Below are 17,671 nucleotides of genomic sequence, written 5' to 3'. Positions count from 1 at the left end.
AATAACAAAAAGGGAGGTTATCATGCTGAAATCTTCTTATTTGCCCTTTCACAGACCCGCCAAAAGACCTTTTACAAAATATTTTCCGAGCAGAATATAAACAATCAATGTTGGAACTCCGGCGAGCAGTGCGCCTGCCATTTGGACATTCTATTGGACGATTTGACTTCCTGACAAATACGGCAAAATAACCATAACAGGTGAATCTACTTGAGAAATACCGATACCATCCAATGCACTCGTACTATAAAACGCCGTTATCTCAGGGTGTTTGATAAGCAGTTGATGTGTCGTTTTCATTTCACCAATTTTCATGATTTTCGATCCCTGAACATCAACAATTTCAATCCGTTTTTCTCGTTCCACTTCATCCAAAAAAAGCCTTGTAATTGACGTTTCTGATTGGCAGCTTCGAAGCGACCGGTGATAATGCTATCGAAGCTCCTTTATTTTATAGCAAAACAAAAGAGAAATTCCCTCAACAACGCATAATTCACAAAATCAGTAAATTAAACCCATTTTCGTTACAAAAAAACCCATTGCTACTTATTTTAATAAGCAACAACGGGTATTTTTACCGTTCAATTAATAAGCTAAGCTATACAAAGCTTTAATATGTGCAAGGTAACGAACGTTACTAGCTTCTTTCATTAGTGTAGCCGGAAGACCTTTAAGTGGAATATTGTTGCCACCAATTGTTGCAACACCATCTTTGCGTCCAAGGCTTGCTAGTGTACCAGAATTGATTGGTGCAAATTTCTCAAACGTTGCATCTTGTAAATATGCAAATAAGTTATATCCTACTAATTCACCCATTTGCCAAGCGTTTTGTGCAGTTGGTGCGTATGGACGACCACCTTCTTCAGGGAAAGCAACAGCACTGTCACCGACAACAAATACGTCTGAGTGAGAAGAAGATTGTAGATACTCATTAACAGTTGCACGGCCGCGATCAACAGCAAGTCCAGACTGTCCAACTAGTGGATTCCCTTGTACGCCGCCTGTCCAAACGAATGTATTCGCAATGATTTTTTGACCATCTTTCAAATCAATCTCATTACCAGCAACGTTTGTTACAGGAAGACCTGTTAAGAATGTAACTCCGCGTGCTTCTAAGCTTGTTGTTGCACGTTCAATTAAATCGTCTGGTAGTACCGGTAAGATCTTTGGACCAGCCTCAACTAGCAATAATTTAATTTCTTTTGGATCTACACCATGGCTTTTAGCAAGCTCAGGCATAATGTCAGCAAGTTCACCAACTAATTCAACACCAGTTAGTCCACCGCCGCCAATTACAATAGTTGCGTCTGCTTCGTTTTTAGATTTTGCATACTCACGAATGCGTTCTTCAACATGTGCGTAAATTTTGTTAGCATCATTTGCTGATTTTAATACCATGCTATTTTCTTCTAATCCTGGGATTCCGAAGTATGCTGTTACACTTCCTAAAGCGACAACTAGAGCATCATATGATAAAGTAGCACCATTTGATAATTTCACTTCTTTATTGTCTGCAGAAAATGATTCAACTTTTGCAATTTTAAGATCGATATCTTTGCCTTTTAGAAGTTTGTCCAATGGCATTGCAACCGCTTCTTCAGCAACATTATGTGCTGCTAGACGGTGTAATTCAGTGATGATTTGGTGTGTTGGGAACTGGTTTACAACAGTTACCTCTGCTTCAGCTTTACTTAGATATTTACGAACAGTTAAAGCAGTAAGTAGCCCGCCGTAACCTGCACCTAAGATAACAATATGTTTTGAAATTGACATCGTGTATCCTCCGTCCTTACTTTTTATATGGATAATGAATTATTTTTGATTACGTTCTGCATTAACTTCGAGAAATGCATTTGCGAAACGGAATGCTTTTTGTGCTTGTGGATCTTTAAGCATTTTCAACAGTCCAAATAGACCAACTACATCTTTGCTTTGGTCTGCACGGTCTTTTGCTTCAATAGCAGTTTGTGCAAGTGATTTTACTGAACCAACTACAGGTCCTGCAACTTCTTTAATTGCTCCAACCGTATCATTTTTTAACACTTCGTCAGTAGCGACTAATTGAGCATAGTCATAAGATTTCGTTAAGATATTAACAATTTCCGTTAATTTTGGAAGTTGCTCAACTAATGTGTTCAAAGATTCTTGAACCTCTGGTTTTAAAAGCTGATCAAGGATATCAAGTTGTTCTTGGGTAGCAGACAACTTCTTTGTTACTTGTTCTTTAGCGATTGTTTCTGACATATCCAATTCTCCTTTACTATAAGCAATTAAGCTTTTAATTTTGGGGCAAAAGGGACCCCGTTTCCTGTAATGACTCTCAAATCTTCGGGATTCGAGTTCGTGAAACATAACACAAATACTAGTATGGTTTAAGAATAGCATAAGCACCCGTAGTCGTCGATATGGAAAGGACGACTAAATTACATCAGATTACTTGGCGAGCCTGGAAAGGTCACCAAAAAATGTATGACGAATAGATAAATTCGGGTAATAAATAATACTTCTAAGCTTACCATTTCCAGTAAACTTTAAAAAATACCTTTAATAAAACCATTAAAATGTTAAAGGTTTTAATTTTAAAATTACCAAATTAAAAACAATAAGCTTTGGCTGAAATATTTTGTCTTTAGCTTACCTTCCCATTTGAGGGACGCACTTTCATTATAATCTATTTGCTCAAATGTTTCATTAAAAATTAAGTGAAACTTACCGATGCGAGATTTTTTTTCATTCCACTTGATTCTTTAAACCCATTCAACAGCTGTAATTTTCCATAGAGTTGTTCAAAACAAAGGTCAGACCCTACACAACGAAACACATAGTTGCGTGAGGTCTGACCTTACTGATATCCAAAATTTACATCAAATAGCTGCGTTTGATTGTTCCATTTTTCCAGCTTTTTTCGGAGTGAATTTATCAACAATCATTGTTAATGCACCATCACCTGTCACATTTGTAGCTGTTCCTAAACTATCTTGTGCCAAGTATAAAGCAATCATTAATGAAATCATCGTTTGATCAAATCCAAGCATTGTTTCCAATACTCCCAATGCCGCCATAACAGCCCCACCCGGTACACCTGGAGCTGCAACCATTGTCACACCCAACATGAGAATAAATGGAATATACATGGTAATTGTAGGCGTTGTACCATTCAAAAGCAAAACACCAACAGAACAGCTGACTAAAGTAATCATACTTCCTGATAGATGAACCGTTGCTAATAATGGCACGGTAAAATCAGCTATTCTTCCTTGAACACCTGTTTTCTTCACTTGTCCAAGTGTAACGGGAATGGTTGCCGCGGAAGATTGCGTTCCAACAGCTGTAAAATAAGCTGGTGACATGATTTTCAACAATGTCAACGGATTTTTCTTATGAAGCAAACCACCGACAGAATATTGAAGAATAAGCATGACAATATGAAGCACAATAATCAGTACAAATACTTTTGCAAACACAGAAAGAATCGATTGAACTTGTCCGCCATATGTCATGTTCGCAAAAATTCCAAAGATGTGAAAAGGTAAGATTGGAATAATCGCAGTTTTAATTAATTTTTCAACAATTAGTTGAAAATCATCAAACGCATGCTGCAGCGTGTTCCCTTTTATGGAAGCCAGTCCTATTCCAATAATAAAGGCAAATAGCAAAGCACTAATTACTTCCATAATTGGCGGCATTTCAAGAACAAAAAAGGGCTGAAGCAGAAATTCTTCAGGATTATCTGTATTAATTAGTTGATTGCCTGAGATAAAGTTCGGAAGCAATGTATAACTTGCAATAAAGGCTATAGCACCTGCAATAATCGTCGAGACATATGCGAAAGCCGTCGTTAAGCCAAGAAGCTTACCTGCCCCTTTTCCCAGTTGACCGATCCCTGGGGCAATAAATCCAATAATAATAAACGGTATGACAAATCCAATAAAGTTGCCGAAAATCCCGTTAAATGTTGCAAATCCTCTCACCAGATTTTCTGGTGCAAAACTACCAATTACAATACCTAAAATAATAGCGAGAATAATTCGTGGTAGTAAGCCTAGTTTTACTTTCATAACCGCAGTCCTCCTGAGAAGTACATTTGTTCATTCATAAAATATACTTTAGCATAGAAATGGATGATTTTATATAGGATTTATCTTTTTTTATTTTTTTAATATACTAAAACTCAGATTTGGGATTACGATTTTTAGCAAAAAAATCATCGAATGGAGTCATCTGTACAAAACTAATGGCGTTAAAACGCCCACTATGAAGGATTCATCCTATAGCACGCTACACTACACTCACCTAGTCACAATGGTGGCGGTACGGAGCCGAAATTTTGATGCTTTCTCGATAAAATCAGAATACTGATAAATTGATGGGCTATATTAACAAGTCACAAAGCCCCGTCCTCATGTCCCTCATACAATTCAAAGGGTCAGACCCCGCAACAGCAATCAGTATAAGATACGTGTATGAAACACTGCATAATACTGATTTAGCGTGCGGGGTCAGACCCTTATAGGACATCCATGTAGCAACTTGTTAATAAAATAGCTAAAGCGTTGAAACGGTATTATTCATCTAACATGGCTATTGGACTAAATACCTCGAAATGAATCTGTTCGTTTGGTATTTCCAATTGTTTTAACGTTTTGTTTATGACTTGCATAAAAGGAATCGGACCGCAAAAATAAAAATCTGCTTTTTTTGATGGGAGGCTTGTTTGTAATACGCTCATATCTACAAAACCCTCTTTATCAAAATGACCTGACGTTCGATCGTCTTCAGTTGGCGAGGAATAACAGATCACTGACTTTAGATTCGAATGCTCTTTCTCTAATTGAGAGACATGATCTTTAAAGGCATGAGTTTGACTGTTGGCAGTTGCGTGAATAAACGTTACTTCACGTTGCGGCTGTTTTTCCATGATTGTATTTAACATGCTAAGCATGGGTGTAATACCGATTCCCCCACTGATTAAGATAACTGGTCGCTCATTGTTCTGTAGGACGAAATCACCGGCAGGAGCTGAGAAGAGCAAAGTGTCTCCTGCCTTCACTTGTTGATGTAAATAAGTAGAGACAATTCCAGCTGGAGCATCTGTTTGAGCATCTTCGCGTTTCACACTAATTCTGTAATACTCCTTTCCAGGTGCTTCAGAAAGACTGTAATGGCGAATATGGGTATATTTCTCCCCAGGTATCTCCGCTTTAATCGTTAGATATTGCCCTGCAGTGTATGACGCGATCTTTTCTGCATCCTTGGGTTTTAAATAAAAAGAAGTAACAGTTTTACTTTCTTCTACTTTTTTATCAACATAAAAAGTTCGGAACCCTTCCCAGCCACCAGCTTGATTTTCGGTTTCTTCGTAAAGATTTTTTTCAATTTCAATAAAGGCATCAGCAATATATCCATATGCTTTTCCCCATGCCTCAATAATCTCATCAGTAGCAACATCACCAAGAACATCCTTAACTGCTTGTAACAATGTTTCACCAACAATAGGATATTGCTCAGCCTTAACCCCAATCGCTCGATGCTTCTGTGTAATCCTTTCGATAACCGGTTTAATTGCCTCAAGATTCGTAATATACTCGCCTGCAGCATACACTGCATAACCTAAGGCTTCTTGCTGAATGCCTCTTTTTTGATTCGTTTGATTAAAGATGTTATATAAATCGGGCGCTTTTGAAAATAGAAGTTCGTAAAATCTCTTACCAATTTGTTCACTATGTTCTTTCAATACAGGGGCAGTAGATTGGACAATTTGAATCGATTTTTCATCAAGCATGTTGCAACAGCCTTTCGTAGTTAAATTTACAAATTAGTACAAAATTTAACATACCCAACTGAATACATTATTATCCAGAAATGTTCAACTTGTATTTATATTGTTCCAAATTAACCGATATACGCATTAACAGGCAGTAAAATCCCTCGAGGTCATAAGCTGTAATACTCTGTGGCAAACTACGCCACGCCGTATTCCATCTTATGCTTGTCGGACTATCACAAGATGTGATGGCGTCTCTGTTGCTCACAGGACGTGAGCGATCTTAGGAGACGTTCCTACATCGTCGCCTCGCTTTTTAAAGTAAAGGCCCGATTGGTGAGATACAGTGAAACTTACCTTTGTAGTTTTCAAAGGTAAGTTTGCGCCCACAGTCTGTGATTCATTAACTCAGGTTCGTAGTGTCGCTTTATCGAAGTGGAACGGAGATATTAGCGACACAAGAACGGGACTAACAATCAGTGGAAAACCTCACTGATTGAAGTTTCACTTTATAGGAGGTATATCGAAAATGGATATTGCTGCTTTATCAATTGGGATGAGCCAAGCTTCTCTCAGTCAAAATGTCGGCATTGCTTTAACTAAAAAGTGATGGACTCTTCTCAACAAAATGCTGTTCAAATGGTTGAAATGCTTCAAGCTCCCCACCCAAATCTAGGTCATTCTATTGATCTAAAAGGCTGAAGAGCAAAAAAATGCATCCATGTCTGGATGCATTTTTTATATAGGTTAGGTCCGTTCCAATTATTCGATCTTTTTAATTACCTGATTTACAAATATGAGGGCATGTCTGACAACACTGTTTGTTTATCGTTAAATAGGACAGGCAACAGGTATTTCTTGGCCGAACCTCTTTCCCAATTTCTTTAATATATATGCGTTCATTAAAGTACTTTGTTAATGGATTTTTGAGATCATTCCCGAATATATCGCCAGAATCCTGAAAAACAATGAATTGAAAATCTTCCTTTGCACGATTTTTGACCGCTTCTTGCGTTCCTTCTTCTACTAATACTGTTTCATAAAGCCAGTAAATATACACAGCAATATTCTCCCATAGTATTAGCTTAGACACTTTTGTAATCCGTGCGAGGCAATCGATTAAAGGCAGTAAATGTTCTTTAAATAATGATTCGAGACAAGTCTTTCTCCATTTGTTTCGATCTTCTTCAAAGGTTTCTGTCTCCAGATCAGCAAAACGAAAACTCGGGAGCCACAATGTTTCGTTATCATCCGTTTCAATTGATACATTTTCAAATGAGATTGACAGCTTTTCATTCCAGGCTGACATAGCATAAAGATAAATAACCGACAAAAATGCATATCTTTTTATGAAAATAGAAGCTGTCACTTTATCATTTCGAGCCTGTATGCGGCTGCCAAGAATTTTCAAATATTCCCGTAAATCTGACTCATTTAACAGGTCTTTTATTTGAACGGAGAGTAGTGAATCCGTTTTACTAGTCGAAAGGCGCAGCTTACTTAGCTTATTCATCTGTGAATTCGAGAGTTTACGAGCCAATCATCGTCCCTGCCTTATTTAAAATACAACGGCCTTTTCCATACGGGATACATAAAGGCGTTCCCAAAAGCGGATCCATAATAATCTCACATTCCATACCAAACACATTCCTTACTAAACTGCAATTAATAACGATCTCCGGTTTACCTTGTGCGTATATTTTCTGATCCTTTATCGCTACAATATTATCAGCATACCGACAAGCTAAATTTAAATCGTGTAGTACCATGACAATTGTTCGCTGTTCTTTTTCATTTAACTCAAATAGCAAATCGAGAATCTCAATTTGATGGGTCATATCAAGATATGTAGTTGGCTCATCAAGAAGCACAATATCAGTATCTTGAGCTAACGTCATCGCGATCCAAGCTCGTTGACGTTGCCCTCCTGAAAGAGAATCAACAGGACGATCTTTTAACTCTTCAATCCCAGTTGCTTTTAAAGCATTGGTTACTTGTTTTTCGTCTTCATCTGTCCATTGCTTTAACCATGTTTGATAAGGATACCTACCTTGCTTTACTAATTGAAGAACGGTAAGACCTTCTGGTGCAATAGGTGTCTGAGGAAGAATAGCCATTTGTTTGGCCACGTCCTTCGTAGACATTTTGGAAATTGCTTTTCCTTCCAACAAAACAGCTCCTGATTTTGGTTTTAACAATCGGGCAATTGAACGAAGGAGTGTTGACTTTCCACAACCGTTTCCACCGATAAAAACCGTAATTTCACCTTTTGGGATTTCCAGATCCAATTCATCTATGATAATGCTATCCCCATATGAAAGGGTTAAATTTTGAGTTTCAATCGTTTGCACCATTTAAGTCCGCTCCTTTTATTAAAATAAGTACCCTGTATTAACCATTACGCGTTTTAAACAATAAATATATAAAGTAAGGTGCCCCGATTCCAGCTGTGAAAACACCTGCTGGAATTTCAAAAGGAGAAAATAATGTTCTGCCGATTATATCAGCTAACATGACTAATATCCCCCCAATAAATGCAGAAACCGGTAATAACGCACCAAATGTAGAACCTACCAGCCTTCTTGCCATATGGGGAGCCATTAAACCTACAAAACCAATGCCTCCTGCAAAGGCAACAGAACTTCCAATTAGCGCCGTACTAATCAATAACAACAAGAAACGGTGTCTTTGCACGCGGCCTCCAACACCTGTTGCTGTTTCATCGCCAAGTTCTAGAACATTTATATTCCTTGCCATTACAAAAGCAATAAGAAGAAAAATCACGGTCCATGGAACCAATGTCGCTACGTTCGCCCAGTTAGAGCCATACACTGTACCTGTAATCCAAATGTTCGCTTGACTAGCTCGATAAATAGGACCTAATATCATCATTAAAGTTGTTAACCCCTGCATAAGAGCTGATATTCCGATCCCAATTAATACGAGCCTTATCGGTGATACACCATTTTTCCAAGCAAGGAAGTAAACAAGCAGCGCAACAATTCCCGCCCCAGCAAATGCAGCTAGAGGCATCCATTTTATACTTACCGTTAATGCATTATTTTGATCACTAAAAAAAGCTAAAAAGCTTACTACAGCCACTGCTGCTCCCCCGGTAATCCCAAGAACGTCAGGAGATGCTAGTGGATTTCGAATCATTCCCTGAAGGATTCCTCCCGCCACGGCTAGTGACATTCCTACCATCAGTGCAACAATAATTCTTGGTAGACGAAAGTCATGAATGACAAGCTTCTCCATATCGGTCCCACCACCGAAAAGCACTTTCAAAACAGTCAGTGGGCTTAATTTCATATCACCGAGTCCTGTGCTCCATACAAAAATGGCGGCAGCTAATAAAATCAAAACCGTTAATACAACTGTTGCTCTTTTATCTATTAAAAAAGAAACTTTACCTTTCAATATTCGAAAACTTCTATATTCACTCATCGTGCATTAAACCCCTTTCTTACAATATAGATGAAGAATGGAGTCCCAATAATGGCGGTCATCACTCCAACAGGAACTTCCTGTGGCATAATGATATATCTTGCCAATATATCCGCTGCTAGTAAAAGGATTCCACCTAGAATTCCAGAGAAAGGGATAACCCAACGATGATCAATACCTATAATCGATCTAGCTACATGTGGAATAACAATACCAATAAAACCAACTGGTCCTGCAATAGCTACTGAACCGCCTGCTAAAAAAATGATTAGAACGGCAGCACCTATTTTTATGAATCCTGTGCTTAAACCTAATCCCTTTGCTACATCTTCTCCCATCGACAAAACATTCAGTTTCGAAGCAATTATCATCGCTCCTAGCCAACCAATCATTAAGTATGGAAGTACAGCAGTTAGAACAGTCATTTTTCTTCCTTCAACAGATCCTGCCAACCAAAACAAAACTTGTTCAAAGGCAGCCTCATTGATGACAAGAAATCCTTGCGTAAATGAAGCAAACATCGCAGTCATGGCAGCACCTGCTAAAGTTAGCTTCATTGGTGTAAGCCCTTCTCTACCAACGGAACCAATGGCATATACACCAATCGCGGCTATAGCGGCACCTAAAAAGGAAATCCAAGTGAATGCTTGAAGATTTCCGACTGAGAAAAATGTTACGGCAAGCACAACAGCAAAACCAGCACCTGCATTCACTCCAAAAGTACCTGGTGAAGCGAGAGGATTTTTCGTAAGAGTTTGCATGAGTACACCAGCGATCGCTAAACTGCTGCCTACTGCTGCAGCAATTAAAGAGCGAGGTAACCTCACCGTTTGGATGACGATATGCTCATTTGAACCATTATAATTTCGGAACGCCTCCAATACCATTTTCCACGTTGTATCCGTGTATCCGTAAACAATGCTTGCACACATTAAACAAATTAATAACATAATGGCAATTATCAGGCCAAATAATCTTTGGCTATTATTCTTTAACAACATAACAAATAACCTTTCAATCTCATAAATTTTAAATAAGCTATTTCTCCTACTAAAGTCTATTGTATTATTTTTTCATTGTCAACGAATATGAAAATCATTATCAATTAGTTATTGACATGTCCTTGTAATCGATTTACTATAGCATTATTAATGAAAATGATTATCGTTATTATCTAGGAGGCATTACAAGATGAAATCTGCTAAATTCTTATTTACCATTATTTCAATCATGACCATTTTCTTATTGGCTGCATGTGGAAATAATACAGATGAAAAAGCTGAAAAACCAAAAGATCAAGGCAATAAAACGGAAGACACTAGCTATACAATTGAACATGCAATGGGGTCAACTACATTAGATAAAACACCTCAAAAAGTAGTTGTTCTTTCAAATGAAGGAACTGAAGCTCTTCTCGCATTAGGAGTAAAACCTGTGGGAGCTGTTCAATCTTGGCTAGGAGATCCTTGGTACGACCATATTAAAGATGATATGCAAGGCGTTGAAGTAGTAGGCACTGAAAGTGAAGTAAATTTAGAGAAGATTGCATCGTTAAAACCTGATCTAATTATCGGAACCAAAATGCGTCAAGAAGCTGTATATGATCAATTAAGTGCCATTGCTCCGACAGTATTTTCCGAGACTTTAAGAGGCGATTGGAAAGAAAACTTTACATTATATGCAAAAGCTTTGAACCTTGAAGAAAAAGGGAACGAAGTATTGAGCCAATTTGATGCACACGTAGAAGATGTAAAACAAAAACTTGGTGATAAAGTTAATCAAGAAGTATCCGTTGTTCGTTTTATGGCAGGAAAATCTCGTATTTATTATACGGATTCATTTTCTGGTGTGATTTTCAATCAATTAGGATTTAAACGTACTCAACCACAAGCCGAGCTTTTCGCTGCTGATAACAAGCTAGGTAATCTTGCAATAGAGGTAGGAAAAGAAGTCATTCCTAAAATGGACGGAGATGTTCTATTCTACTTCACATATGCGCCGAACGGTGATCAAGCCGCTCTCGATACAGCAAAAGAATGGACAAATGATCCACTTTGGAAAAACTTAAATGCTGTAAAAACTGGAAATGTTCACGAAGTCAGTGACGCTATTTGGAATACAGCAGGTGGTGTTCTAGCTGCTAATTTAATGCTAGATGATATCGAGAATATTTTCCTAAAACAAACAAAATAAGGACTGCTACTCCCTCTAACAATAGAAGTATCCTTAACCGTAAAAAGAACCGGGCAAAAATTGCCCGGTTCTTTTTGGTCTAGAAGCATTTCTTCTTAGGAATATACTTAAAGTAACGGGCACCAATTTTAAAGAATGGATTTAATGGTTTGTCTGATTATGTGTATTATTTAAGACCTAAGTCTGTCATTTTTTGAATCCCGTTATTTTGTTATCCACTTTTGTGTAGGTAAATTTTTACGAAGCAAACTTTTTGGAGCTTTTATTTATTCATTTATACGCTCATAATATAACTCTTCATTTTTCTCTTGCTGCACCTTTAAATTGGCTGCAGGCATTTGTACACCATTGTCATAAAAAACATTCATCAGTTCAAACCTTACATCTCGTGAAGTTTGAAAAAAGTCTTCAGGATTCACTAAACCAACAATACAAAGTTCGTAGCCGTGGTATTTTTTATTAGGATTTAAATCGGTAACACCAATATATCGAAAATCTTGTTCAGGCTCACCATCTTCTAATCGCAATAAAGTTTGACTGTATTTCTCATTACATATCTTACATACTTCCTCTAATAAGCTCGCCATTCTCTTTGGGTCCTCTTGATAGCTAACAGTAACCTTCTCAATTACCCGCATTCTTCCTTTATTAAAATTTTGAATCGTCCTAATTTCGCCATGAGGGATCGTAAGAAGCTTACCAGACCACTCTCTGATTTGCATAAAACGAACGCCAATTTCTTCAACAGTCCCTGAGCTTGTTCCGTTAAACGTCACAAAATTACCAACGCGAAACTCATTATCTGATAATCGAGTCATTCCAAGTAAAATATCCTTTAACATTTGCTGTGCAGCAAAACCGATAATAACACCAATAATCCCTGCCCCAGCAAGTATTCCTTTTAGATCAATAAATTGGCCAATCAAGTAAATAATAAACAGGATCGTAATGCCGTATCGTAAAGTTGAACGAATGACGCTTTGTATCGTTTTGGCGATCTCTTCTTCAAAAAATGTAGACTTTTTAAAGAACCAGGCAACCGTTCGATTTATAATATAAGATAAGATCATTAACACAACGGCTACTAATACTAATTTTAACAGTAAGAAATCATTAAGATATTCCGAAATCTTTTCTGTAATATTTAATATGCTCACGTTTTCACCTCTGTTCCATGTAATTCATTCGAAAACGGCTTTCTTTTAATGTTAGGCAAGACCACTTAAATTATCATGGGTCGAAGAACAATTACTCTATTAAAATGACCAACAATACTAGATCGATATAAAGATCATTTAGTCAATTATGATTAGATTTAGATTGAACATGAATGTCAGGGAAGCCACTATTTTTAAAGGCTGTTTTCGTATAGTTTGTTTCTATTAGACCCGCAGTCCGAATACACTACGCTTTCCGGAGGCGGCTGGTGAGCCTCCTCGCGCTACGCGTCCGGGGTCTCACCGACACCTTAGCTCCCCCAGGAGTCTACGTGCATTCGGGCTGCTGTATGGTAGTAACGATTTTAGTTTCGAAAAAAAAACAACAATCTTCTACATAACAGCCTTACGATAAGAGCGTTTTTAAATGATCTGAATACGATCTGAATCTTTACTAGCCATACCTTTATCAAAGGTTAGCCTTGTTTTAAATTGATAAGCCATTCCTTGAGGTGAAGGTATAGCTGGTAACTGAAAGTAAAACGGGATTTCGTTTACTTCTTCTGGATGAATATCTCTTGAAGACAAGATCATTATTGTATCAATTACCGTCTCTGCTCCTATAACATGATCGAACCTGACTAGATCACACTCAATTCGTTTTATTTGCTGTTTAATCGTACCACCTTTAATACAAAAATTCCCGTGAATGGATTCACCATAATGATATTTTTCTTTAGGTAGAATAAGATCGATTTGTGCTGAACCAATCCCTAATAATGACATAGATTTTCTTAGTATCAATAAATGCCCTCCTACATTTTTTTATAACGATTTATTTAGATTTGACATACGTTTCAAATTTTTACGATTAAAAATTTCTTCTCTTGATTAGATTGGAAGCTTTTATTCACTCGATTCTCACCTCTATTTTGATGAATGGCTTAGTTAAATTGAAAAAACCTTTACCGGAAAGGTAAAGGTTTTCGAATACATATAAAGACCTTTACCAATAGGTAAGGTCTGGCTAACAACGTCATGTTGCCAACAAAGCCGAGAGTAAAATACTCCGTAATGACGACCTTGCTGTAAAAGCTACTCCCCTTAGGAGAAACTATTCAACTGTATATAGGTATCTTAAAATAAAGTCTTAGAGTTTGTCAATTTTATATATTCGCGAAAGATAGCCTCTTATATTATCTAGGAAATAAATAGTAGAGCCTTAAAATAGGGAAGTACCTCTAAAAAAAATCCTGATCTCCCCTTTTATCTAAGTTACCACTTAATAACTTCTTTCCTATTGAAAAGAAAATTCTATCCGGTATTCGGTCCCTATTCTTGGATTGCTGTATTTTTCACTAATAAAAAAGAGGCTGGCCATATCAAAAGGGTCAGACCCCGCAACGACCATTTACAGATTATAGTAAATATTTTACTACTATTTACTGTGTATAGAGTGCGAGATCAGACCCCCGTTTTCCTTTACTTAAACAACTGGTTTAACCCATTTATAGAAAAGTAGACTGCTCAGTAGCAAAGCAACTCCCATCGAGAAGGTTTTCAGGTCGGCTGTTCCTGCGTAAATCACCCACATTGAGTAAAGTAACGATAAAACAGCAATGATACCATCTGTGATTCTCCCTTTCCCATCTGCATATGTGTCACCTGTGATCACCAGTTTTAGCTGGAAAAGCGATGAAATCAGATAAGGTACTAAATAAGAAAGAGTCGCAACGATGATCATAAATTGAAAAGCCGCAGAAATGGAACTAGATATGGTCGAGAAGATAAACAATTGCCCAACTGAATTCGTGACGATCATCGAGAAAACAGGCATACCATTTTTATTCGTTTTCAAGAATTGAGGCATAAACATGCCTAGTTTTGCAGCTTGATATGGTACTTCTGCACTTAGCATAATCCAGCCAATCGTAGAACCGAAAAAACTGACTAAACCGATAGCAGCGAGAATTTGTCCGCCAATCGGACCCGTTACAGATGAGACTGCATCAATCAACGGCTTTTCTGATACGACTAACTGATCATGTGGTAATAATCCCATAACAAGCGTACTGATACCGATATAAATGGCTAGCGCAATTAATAATCCCAATACAGTCGCACGCTTCACATCAACTTGTCGTTTCGCGCGTGATCCAAAGACTACTGCAGATTCAACACCGATAAACGCCCAAAGAGTGATCACAGCAGCACTATTCACTTGTCCAAGCAAGCTAACAGACTGGCCGAGTTCATTAACGGTTGGGGCAACAAATGGCATAATATTGGCTTTTTCGAAGGCAAATAAACCAATCACAATAAACAAGAAGAAACTTACTACCTTTGCTGCTGTAGCAATAAAGTTAATTTTACCAGCTCGATTAGCTCCTTGTAGTACGATGAAATGAACACCCCATAACAGTACCGTACAAACGATAAAGGTTAACGCATTTCCTACCTTTAACGTAAAATCACCGAACGTGAATAATTCCGCTTGGCTTACTAAAATAGGGAAGAAAGCAGATAAATAGCCGGCAAACGATGTAATAACCGCAATATTACCTATTAAGCTCCCAATCCAATATCCCCATGTTGACATAAATCCTGATAAAGTCGACATCTTGCTTCCTGGCTTAAATAATTCTTTTGCATAAAGCTGTGGTCCACCTGTTAAATGCGGTTTTCTATGCGAAAGATTTCCAAATACTAAAGCAAGGATCAATACACCAAATCCAGTTACAAGCCATGCCGATATGACTCCGAGGGGACTCGCCACGGAGCGTAAGGATCCAGGTAACATAAAGATTCCAGTACCGACCATATTTCCAACGACAAGCGCTGTTAATATCCAAAATCCAAGTTTTTTCGTACTCATGTAAGATCTCCTTTTCTAAGTTGTATGATTGTTTTTTCAGGAGACGATTTCTAGTCATTTATATACAAAACGAACACTACACTCGCCTAATCCAATTGGTGGCGGTGCGAAGCCCAATTTTTGGGTACTTTCTATAAATAAGATACGTATACCTGCTAAATAATTGGCTTATAAGTAAGCCGCGAAGCCCCGATCCCCATATCCTCCGAGCAAAAAAAAATCCGCTCGTCTTGAACAGATGAGAGATTTATTCAAATACTTGTATTAATATAAAAGCATCCTCAACAAAAGTCAATGGATTAACCGACCTTCAGAATTGGGTGAATAATAAGTAAAGTATTACTACTTTATTCGTCCATTTTTCATCGATTGTCGCATGTAACTTTAAACTTGACGCAGTAAACATACTAATGTTAAGTTATATTCTATCACTTACTAATAGTAAGTTATTTAATCTAGGAGGCATCAACTATGAATACACCATCAAATTCAAATTTATATACTATTATGAATGCAAGGAAATCTGTAAGAGCATACGATCCTAATTTCCAAATAACAAAATCAGAAATAGAAGACATGTTGAAGCAAGCAACAACCGCTCCATCATCAAGTAACCTGCAGCCTTGGCAGTTTCTTGTCATTCAAGATCAAGACATAAAGAAAGAACTAAGAGCAATCGCATTTAACCAAGAACAAGTCGAAACTTCATCTGCCATTATTGCCGTTATGGGTAATAGTGAGATGTATAAAAAAGTAGATCAAATCTATACACAAAGTGTAGCTGAAGGCCATATGGATGATTCAATCAAAGAAATCATGATTGCCAATACTAATGCTACTTATCCAAACGCACCAGAAGAAGTAAGAATGAATATCGCAGCTTTCGATGCTGGACTTGTTTCTATGCAATTGATGCTAATTGCTAAGGAAAAAGGGTATGACACGGTAACTATGGGTGGCTTCGATAAAAAGAAATTCGCGGAAAGATTCGAACTTCCAGCTCATATCTTCCCAATCGTTCTTATCGCACTAGGGAAAGCAGCTGCGCCAGCGCATGGATCTTCCCGCCTGCCGTTGGAAGAGGTTGCATCCTTTATTTAATTCATACCTCGCAAATCTTAACGAGGATATCCCAAAAGCTAAGTCAGACCCCGCACTCTAAATCCGTATGAAACACTTCATACTATTTTAGAGTGCGGGGCCTGCCCCTTACAAGACACCTTCTTATAAAAATAAAGCCATATGCTCCTCATCTAAGTATACATCGTCTAGTTTAAGTGCCTTTTCTTCAAGACCAAACACCTTGAAACCAAGATCGCTATAAAGCTTTTTAGCCCCCTCATTACTTGCAACGACTGATAAGTTCACTTTTTCAATTCCCTTAAGGTTTCTCACATAGTTAAGGGTCTCATTCATCAAGGCTTTCCCTATTCCAGAACCATGATAATTCACTTTTACGAACAGACCATATATGTTTGCTCGATGCTGTAGCTTTTCACGCATTTCTTGTACGAGTGTCACAATACCGACCAGCTTACCATCAACAAACGCACCAAACGTATAGCTGCCTTCTGCTTCAAGTCCAGCTGCAGCCTGCTGAATCGGATTTTCTCTGGCTATTGCTTCCTCAAAACTTGTAGCAAATGCTTCTGGAAATGTCTGAAATGCCTCTAAACGTAAAGACCAATATTCTTTTGCATCTGTTGCATGTAATTTACGTATTTCCACTGGATCACGCTCCTCATTATTTAGAAAGTGTAACACAGTTTTAGTATGTAAGTTACTTGAGAACGAACACTTAGCTATTTTGGAAGTTAATCATGACTCCACGAAAGGATTAAGTAGTTAGAAAAAACATGAAGTTGGTGAGTAAAATCAAAAGTTGAAGAGGAACCCGCTAAAATTGGAAAGACACCAAGTGCTTGGTTAGTAAAAGCTAGTAAAAAGCCGAGGCCAGATCACGAGTAAGATTGAACACTTTTCATGCCGGAATCAAAATTTACGTGCTGGATCGAACATTTTCACACCAAAATCCAAGTTTGCGGGCCGGATCGAACACTTTTCACGCCGAAATCCAAGTTTGCGGGCCAGATCGAACACTTTTCACGCCGAAATCCAAGTTTGCGGGCCGGATCGAACACTTTTCATGCCGGAATCGAAGTTTGCGGGCCGGTTCGAACACTTTTCACGTCGAAATCGAAGTTTGCAGGCCGGATCGAACACTTTTCATGCCGG

General features: G+C 37.9%; 14 protein-coding genes and 2 pseudogenes. 3 read left to right on the top strand and 13 right to left on the bottom strand.

Annotated elements, in window-relative coordinates; genetic code table 11:
* Positions 1–48: 48 nt before the first annotated feature.
* The 5 genes and pseudogenes from HNP81_RS07225 to hmpA all read right to left on the bottom strand — a co-directional run.
* Positions 49–201 (bottom strand): annotated as a pseudogene (locus tag HNP81_RS07225) (carbohydrate ABC transporter permease); the annotation flags it as partial.
* Positions 202–585: 384 nt separating this feature from the next.
* Positions 586–1,767 carry an NAD(P)/FAD-dependent oxidoreductase gene (locus HNP81_RS07220; RefSeq protein WP_028392335.1) on the bottom strand — a complete coding sequence of 394 codons (1,182 nt, stop codon included), beginning with the start codon at positions 1,765–1,767 and terminating at the stop codon, positions 586–588.
* Between the two features lie 45 nt (positions 1,768–1,812).
* Positions 1,813–2,244 carry a DUF1641 domain-containing protein gene (locus tag HNP81_RS07215; RefSeq protein ID WP_028392336.1) on the bottom strand — a complete coding sequence of 144 codons (432 nt, stop codon included), beginning with the start codon at positions 2,242–2,244 and terminating at the stop codon, positions 1,813–1,815.
* Positions 2,245–2,864: 620 nt separating this feature from the next.
* The gene (locus HNP81_RS07210) at positions 2,865–4,058 is read right to left on the bottom strand and encodes a dicarboxylate/amino acid:cation symporter (protein ID WP_182502103.1); all 1,194 of its coding nucleotides are present in this window, start codon (positions 4,056–4,058) and stop codon (positions 2,865–2,867) included.
* A 506-nt stretch (positions 4,059–4,564) separates the two neighbouring features.
* A complete protein-coding gene (gene hmpA / locus HNP81_RS07205) occupies positions 4,565–5,782 on the bottom strand; it encodes an NO-inducible flavohemoprotein (RefSeq protein WP_182502102.1) in 1,218 nt (405 codons plus the stop codon).
* A 511-nt stretch (positions 5,783–6,293) separates the two neighbouring features.
* Here hmpA and HNP81_RS07200 point away from each other — a divergent pair.
* Positions 6,294–6,466, top strand: a pseudogene (locus HNP81_RS07200) (YjfB family protein).
* A 73-nt stretch (positions 6,467–6,539) separates the two neighbouring features.
* Here HNP81_RS07200 and HNP81_RS07195 read toward each other — a convergent pair.
* From HNP81_RS07195 to HNP81_RS07180, 4 genes are read right to left on the bottom strand one after another with little or no spacing between them, the layout of a single operon-like run.
* The gene (locus HNP81_RS07195) at positions 6,540–7,304 is read right to left on the bottom strand and encodes an IucA/IucC family C-terminal-domain containing protein (RefSeq protein ID WP_182502101.1); all 765 of its coding nucleotides are present in this window, start codon (positions 7,302–7,304) and stop codon (positions 6,540–6,542) included.
* Positions 7,294–8,118 carry an ABC transporter ATP-binding protein gene (locus HNP81_RS07190; protein ID WP_028392340.1) on the bottom strand — a complete coding sequence of 275 codons (825 nt, stop codon included), beginning with the start codon at positions 8,116–8,118 and terminating at the stop codon, positions 7,294–7,296. The genes HNP81_RS07195 and HNP81_RS07190 overlap by 11 nt, the downstream gene beginning before the upstream one ends.
* A gap of 37 nt (positions 8,119–8,155) precedes the next feature.
* Positions 8,156–9,211 carry a FecCD family ABC transporter permease gene (locus HNP81_RS07185; protein ID WP_182502100.1) on the bottom strand — a complete coding sequence of 352 codons (1,056 nt, stop codon included), beginning with the start codon at positions 9,209–9,211 and terminating at the stop codon, positions 8,156–8,158.
* A complete protein-coding gene (locus tag HNP81_RS07180) occupies positions 9,208–10,212 on the bottom strand; it encodes a FecCD family ABC transporter permease (RefSeq protein WP_028392342.1) in 1,005 nt (334 codons plus the stop codon). Before HNP81_RS07180 ends, HNP81_RS07185 begins: the two co-directional genes overlap by 4 nt.
* A 190-nt stretch (positions 10,213–10,402) precedes the next feature.
* Here HNP81_RS07180 and HNP81_RS07175 point away from each other — a divergent pair, with 190 nt between their 5' ends.
* Positions 10,403–11,404, top strand: coding sequence for an ABC transporter substrate-binding protein (locus HNP81_RS07175; RefSeq protein ID WP_028392343.1), 1,002 nt, complete (start codon positions 10,403–10,405; stop codon positions 11,402–11,404).
* A gap of 266 nt (positions 11,405–11,670) precedes the next feature.
* On the opposite strand, the gene HNP81_RS07170 is transcribed toward HNP81_RS07175, so the two are convergent.
* From HNP81_RS07170 to HNP81_RS07160, 3 genes are all read right to left on the bottom strand, one after another.
* Positions 11,671–12,561 (bottom strand): mechanosensitive ion channel family protein, encoded by an 891-nt coding sequence (locus HNP81_RS07170; RefSeq protein WP_182502099.1) that lies wholly within the window; start codon positions 12,559–12,561, stop codon positions 11,671–11,673.
* A 423-nt stretch (positions 12,562–12,984) separates the two neighbouring features.
* The gene (locus HNP81_RS07165; protein ID WP_246399266.1) at positions 12,985–13,365 is read right to left on the bottom strand and encodes a sporulation protein; all 381 of its coding nucleotides are present in this window, start codon (positions 13,363–13,365) and stop codon (positions 12,985–12,987) included.
* Between the two features lie 682 nt (positions 13,366–14,047).
* A complete protein-coding gene (locus tag HNP81_RS07160) occupies positions 14,048–15,436 on the bottom strand; it encodes an amino acid permease (protein WP_182502098.1) in 1,389 nt (462 codons plus the stop codon).
* Positions 15,437–15,907: 471 nt separating this feature from the next.
* Here HNP81_RS07160 and HNP81_RS07155 point away from each other — a divergent pair, with 471 nt between their 5' ends.
* The gene (locus HNP81_RS07155; RefSeq protein WP_028392347.1) at positions 15,908–16,537 is read left to right on the top strand and encodes a nitroreductase family protein; all 630 of its coding nucleotides are present in this window, start codon (positions 15,908–15,910) and stop codon (positions 16,535–16,537) included.
* Between the two features lie 123 nt (positions 16,538–16,660).
* On the opposite strand, the gene HNP81_RS07150 is transcribed toward HNP81_RS07155, so the two are convergent.
* Complete coding sequence (locus tag HNP81_RS07150) at positions 16,661–17,164, bottom strand: GNAT family N-acetyltransferase (RefSeq protein ID WP_182502097.1); 504 nt, start codon at positions 17,162–17,164, stop codon at positions 16,661–16,663.
* Positions 17,165–17,671 lie beyond the last annotated feature (507 nt).

Origin of the sequence: Peribacillus huizhouensis (genome assembly GCF_014138605.1) — a bacterium.
In the GTDB taxonomy this organism is placed as follows: Bacteria; Bacillota; Bacilli; order Bacillales; family DSM-1321; genus Peribacillus; species Peribacillus huizhouensis.
This window is presented reverse-complemented; position numbering and strand designations above follow the sequence as displayed.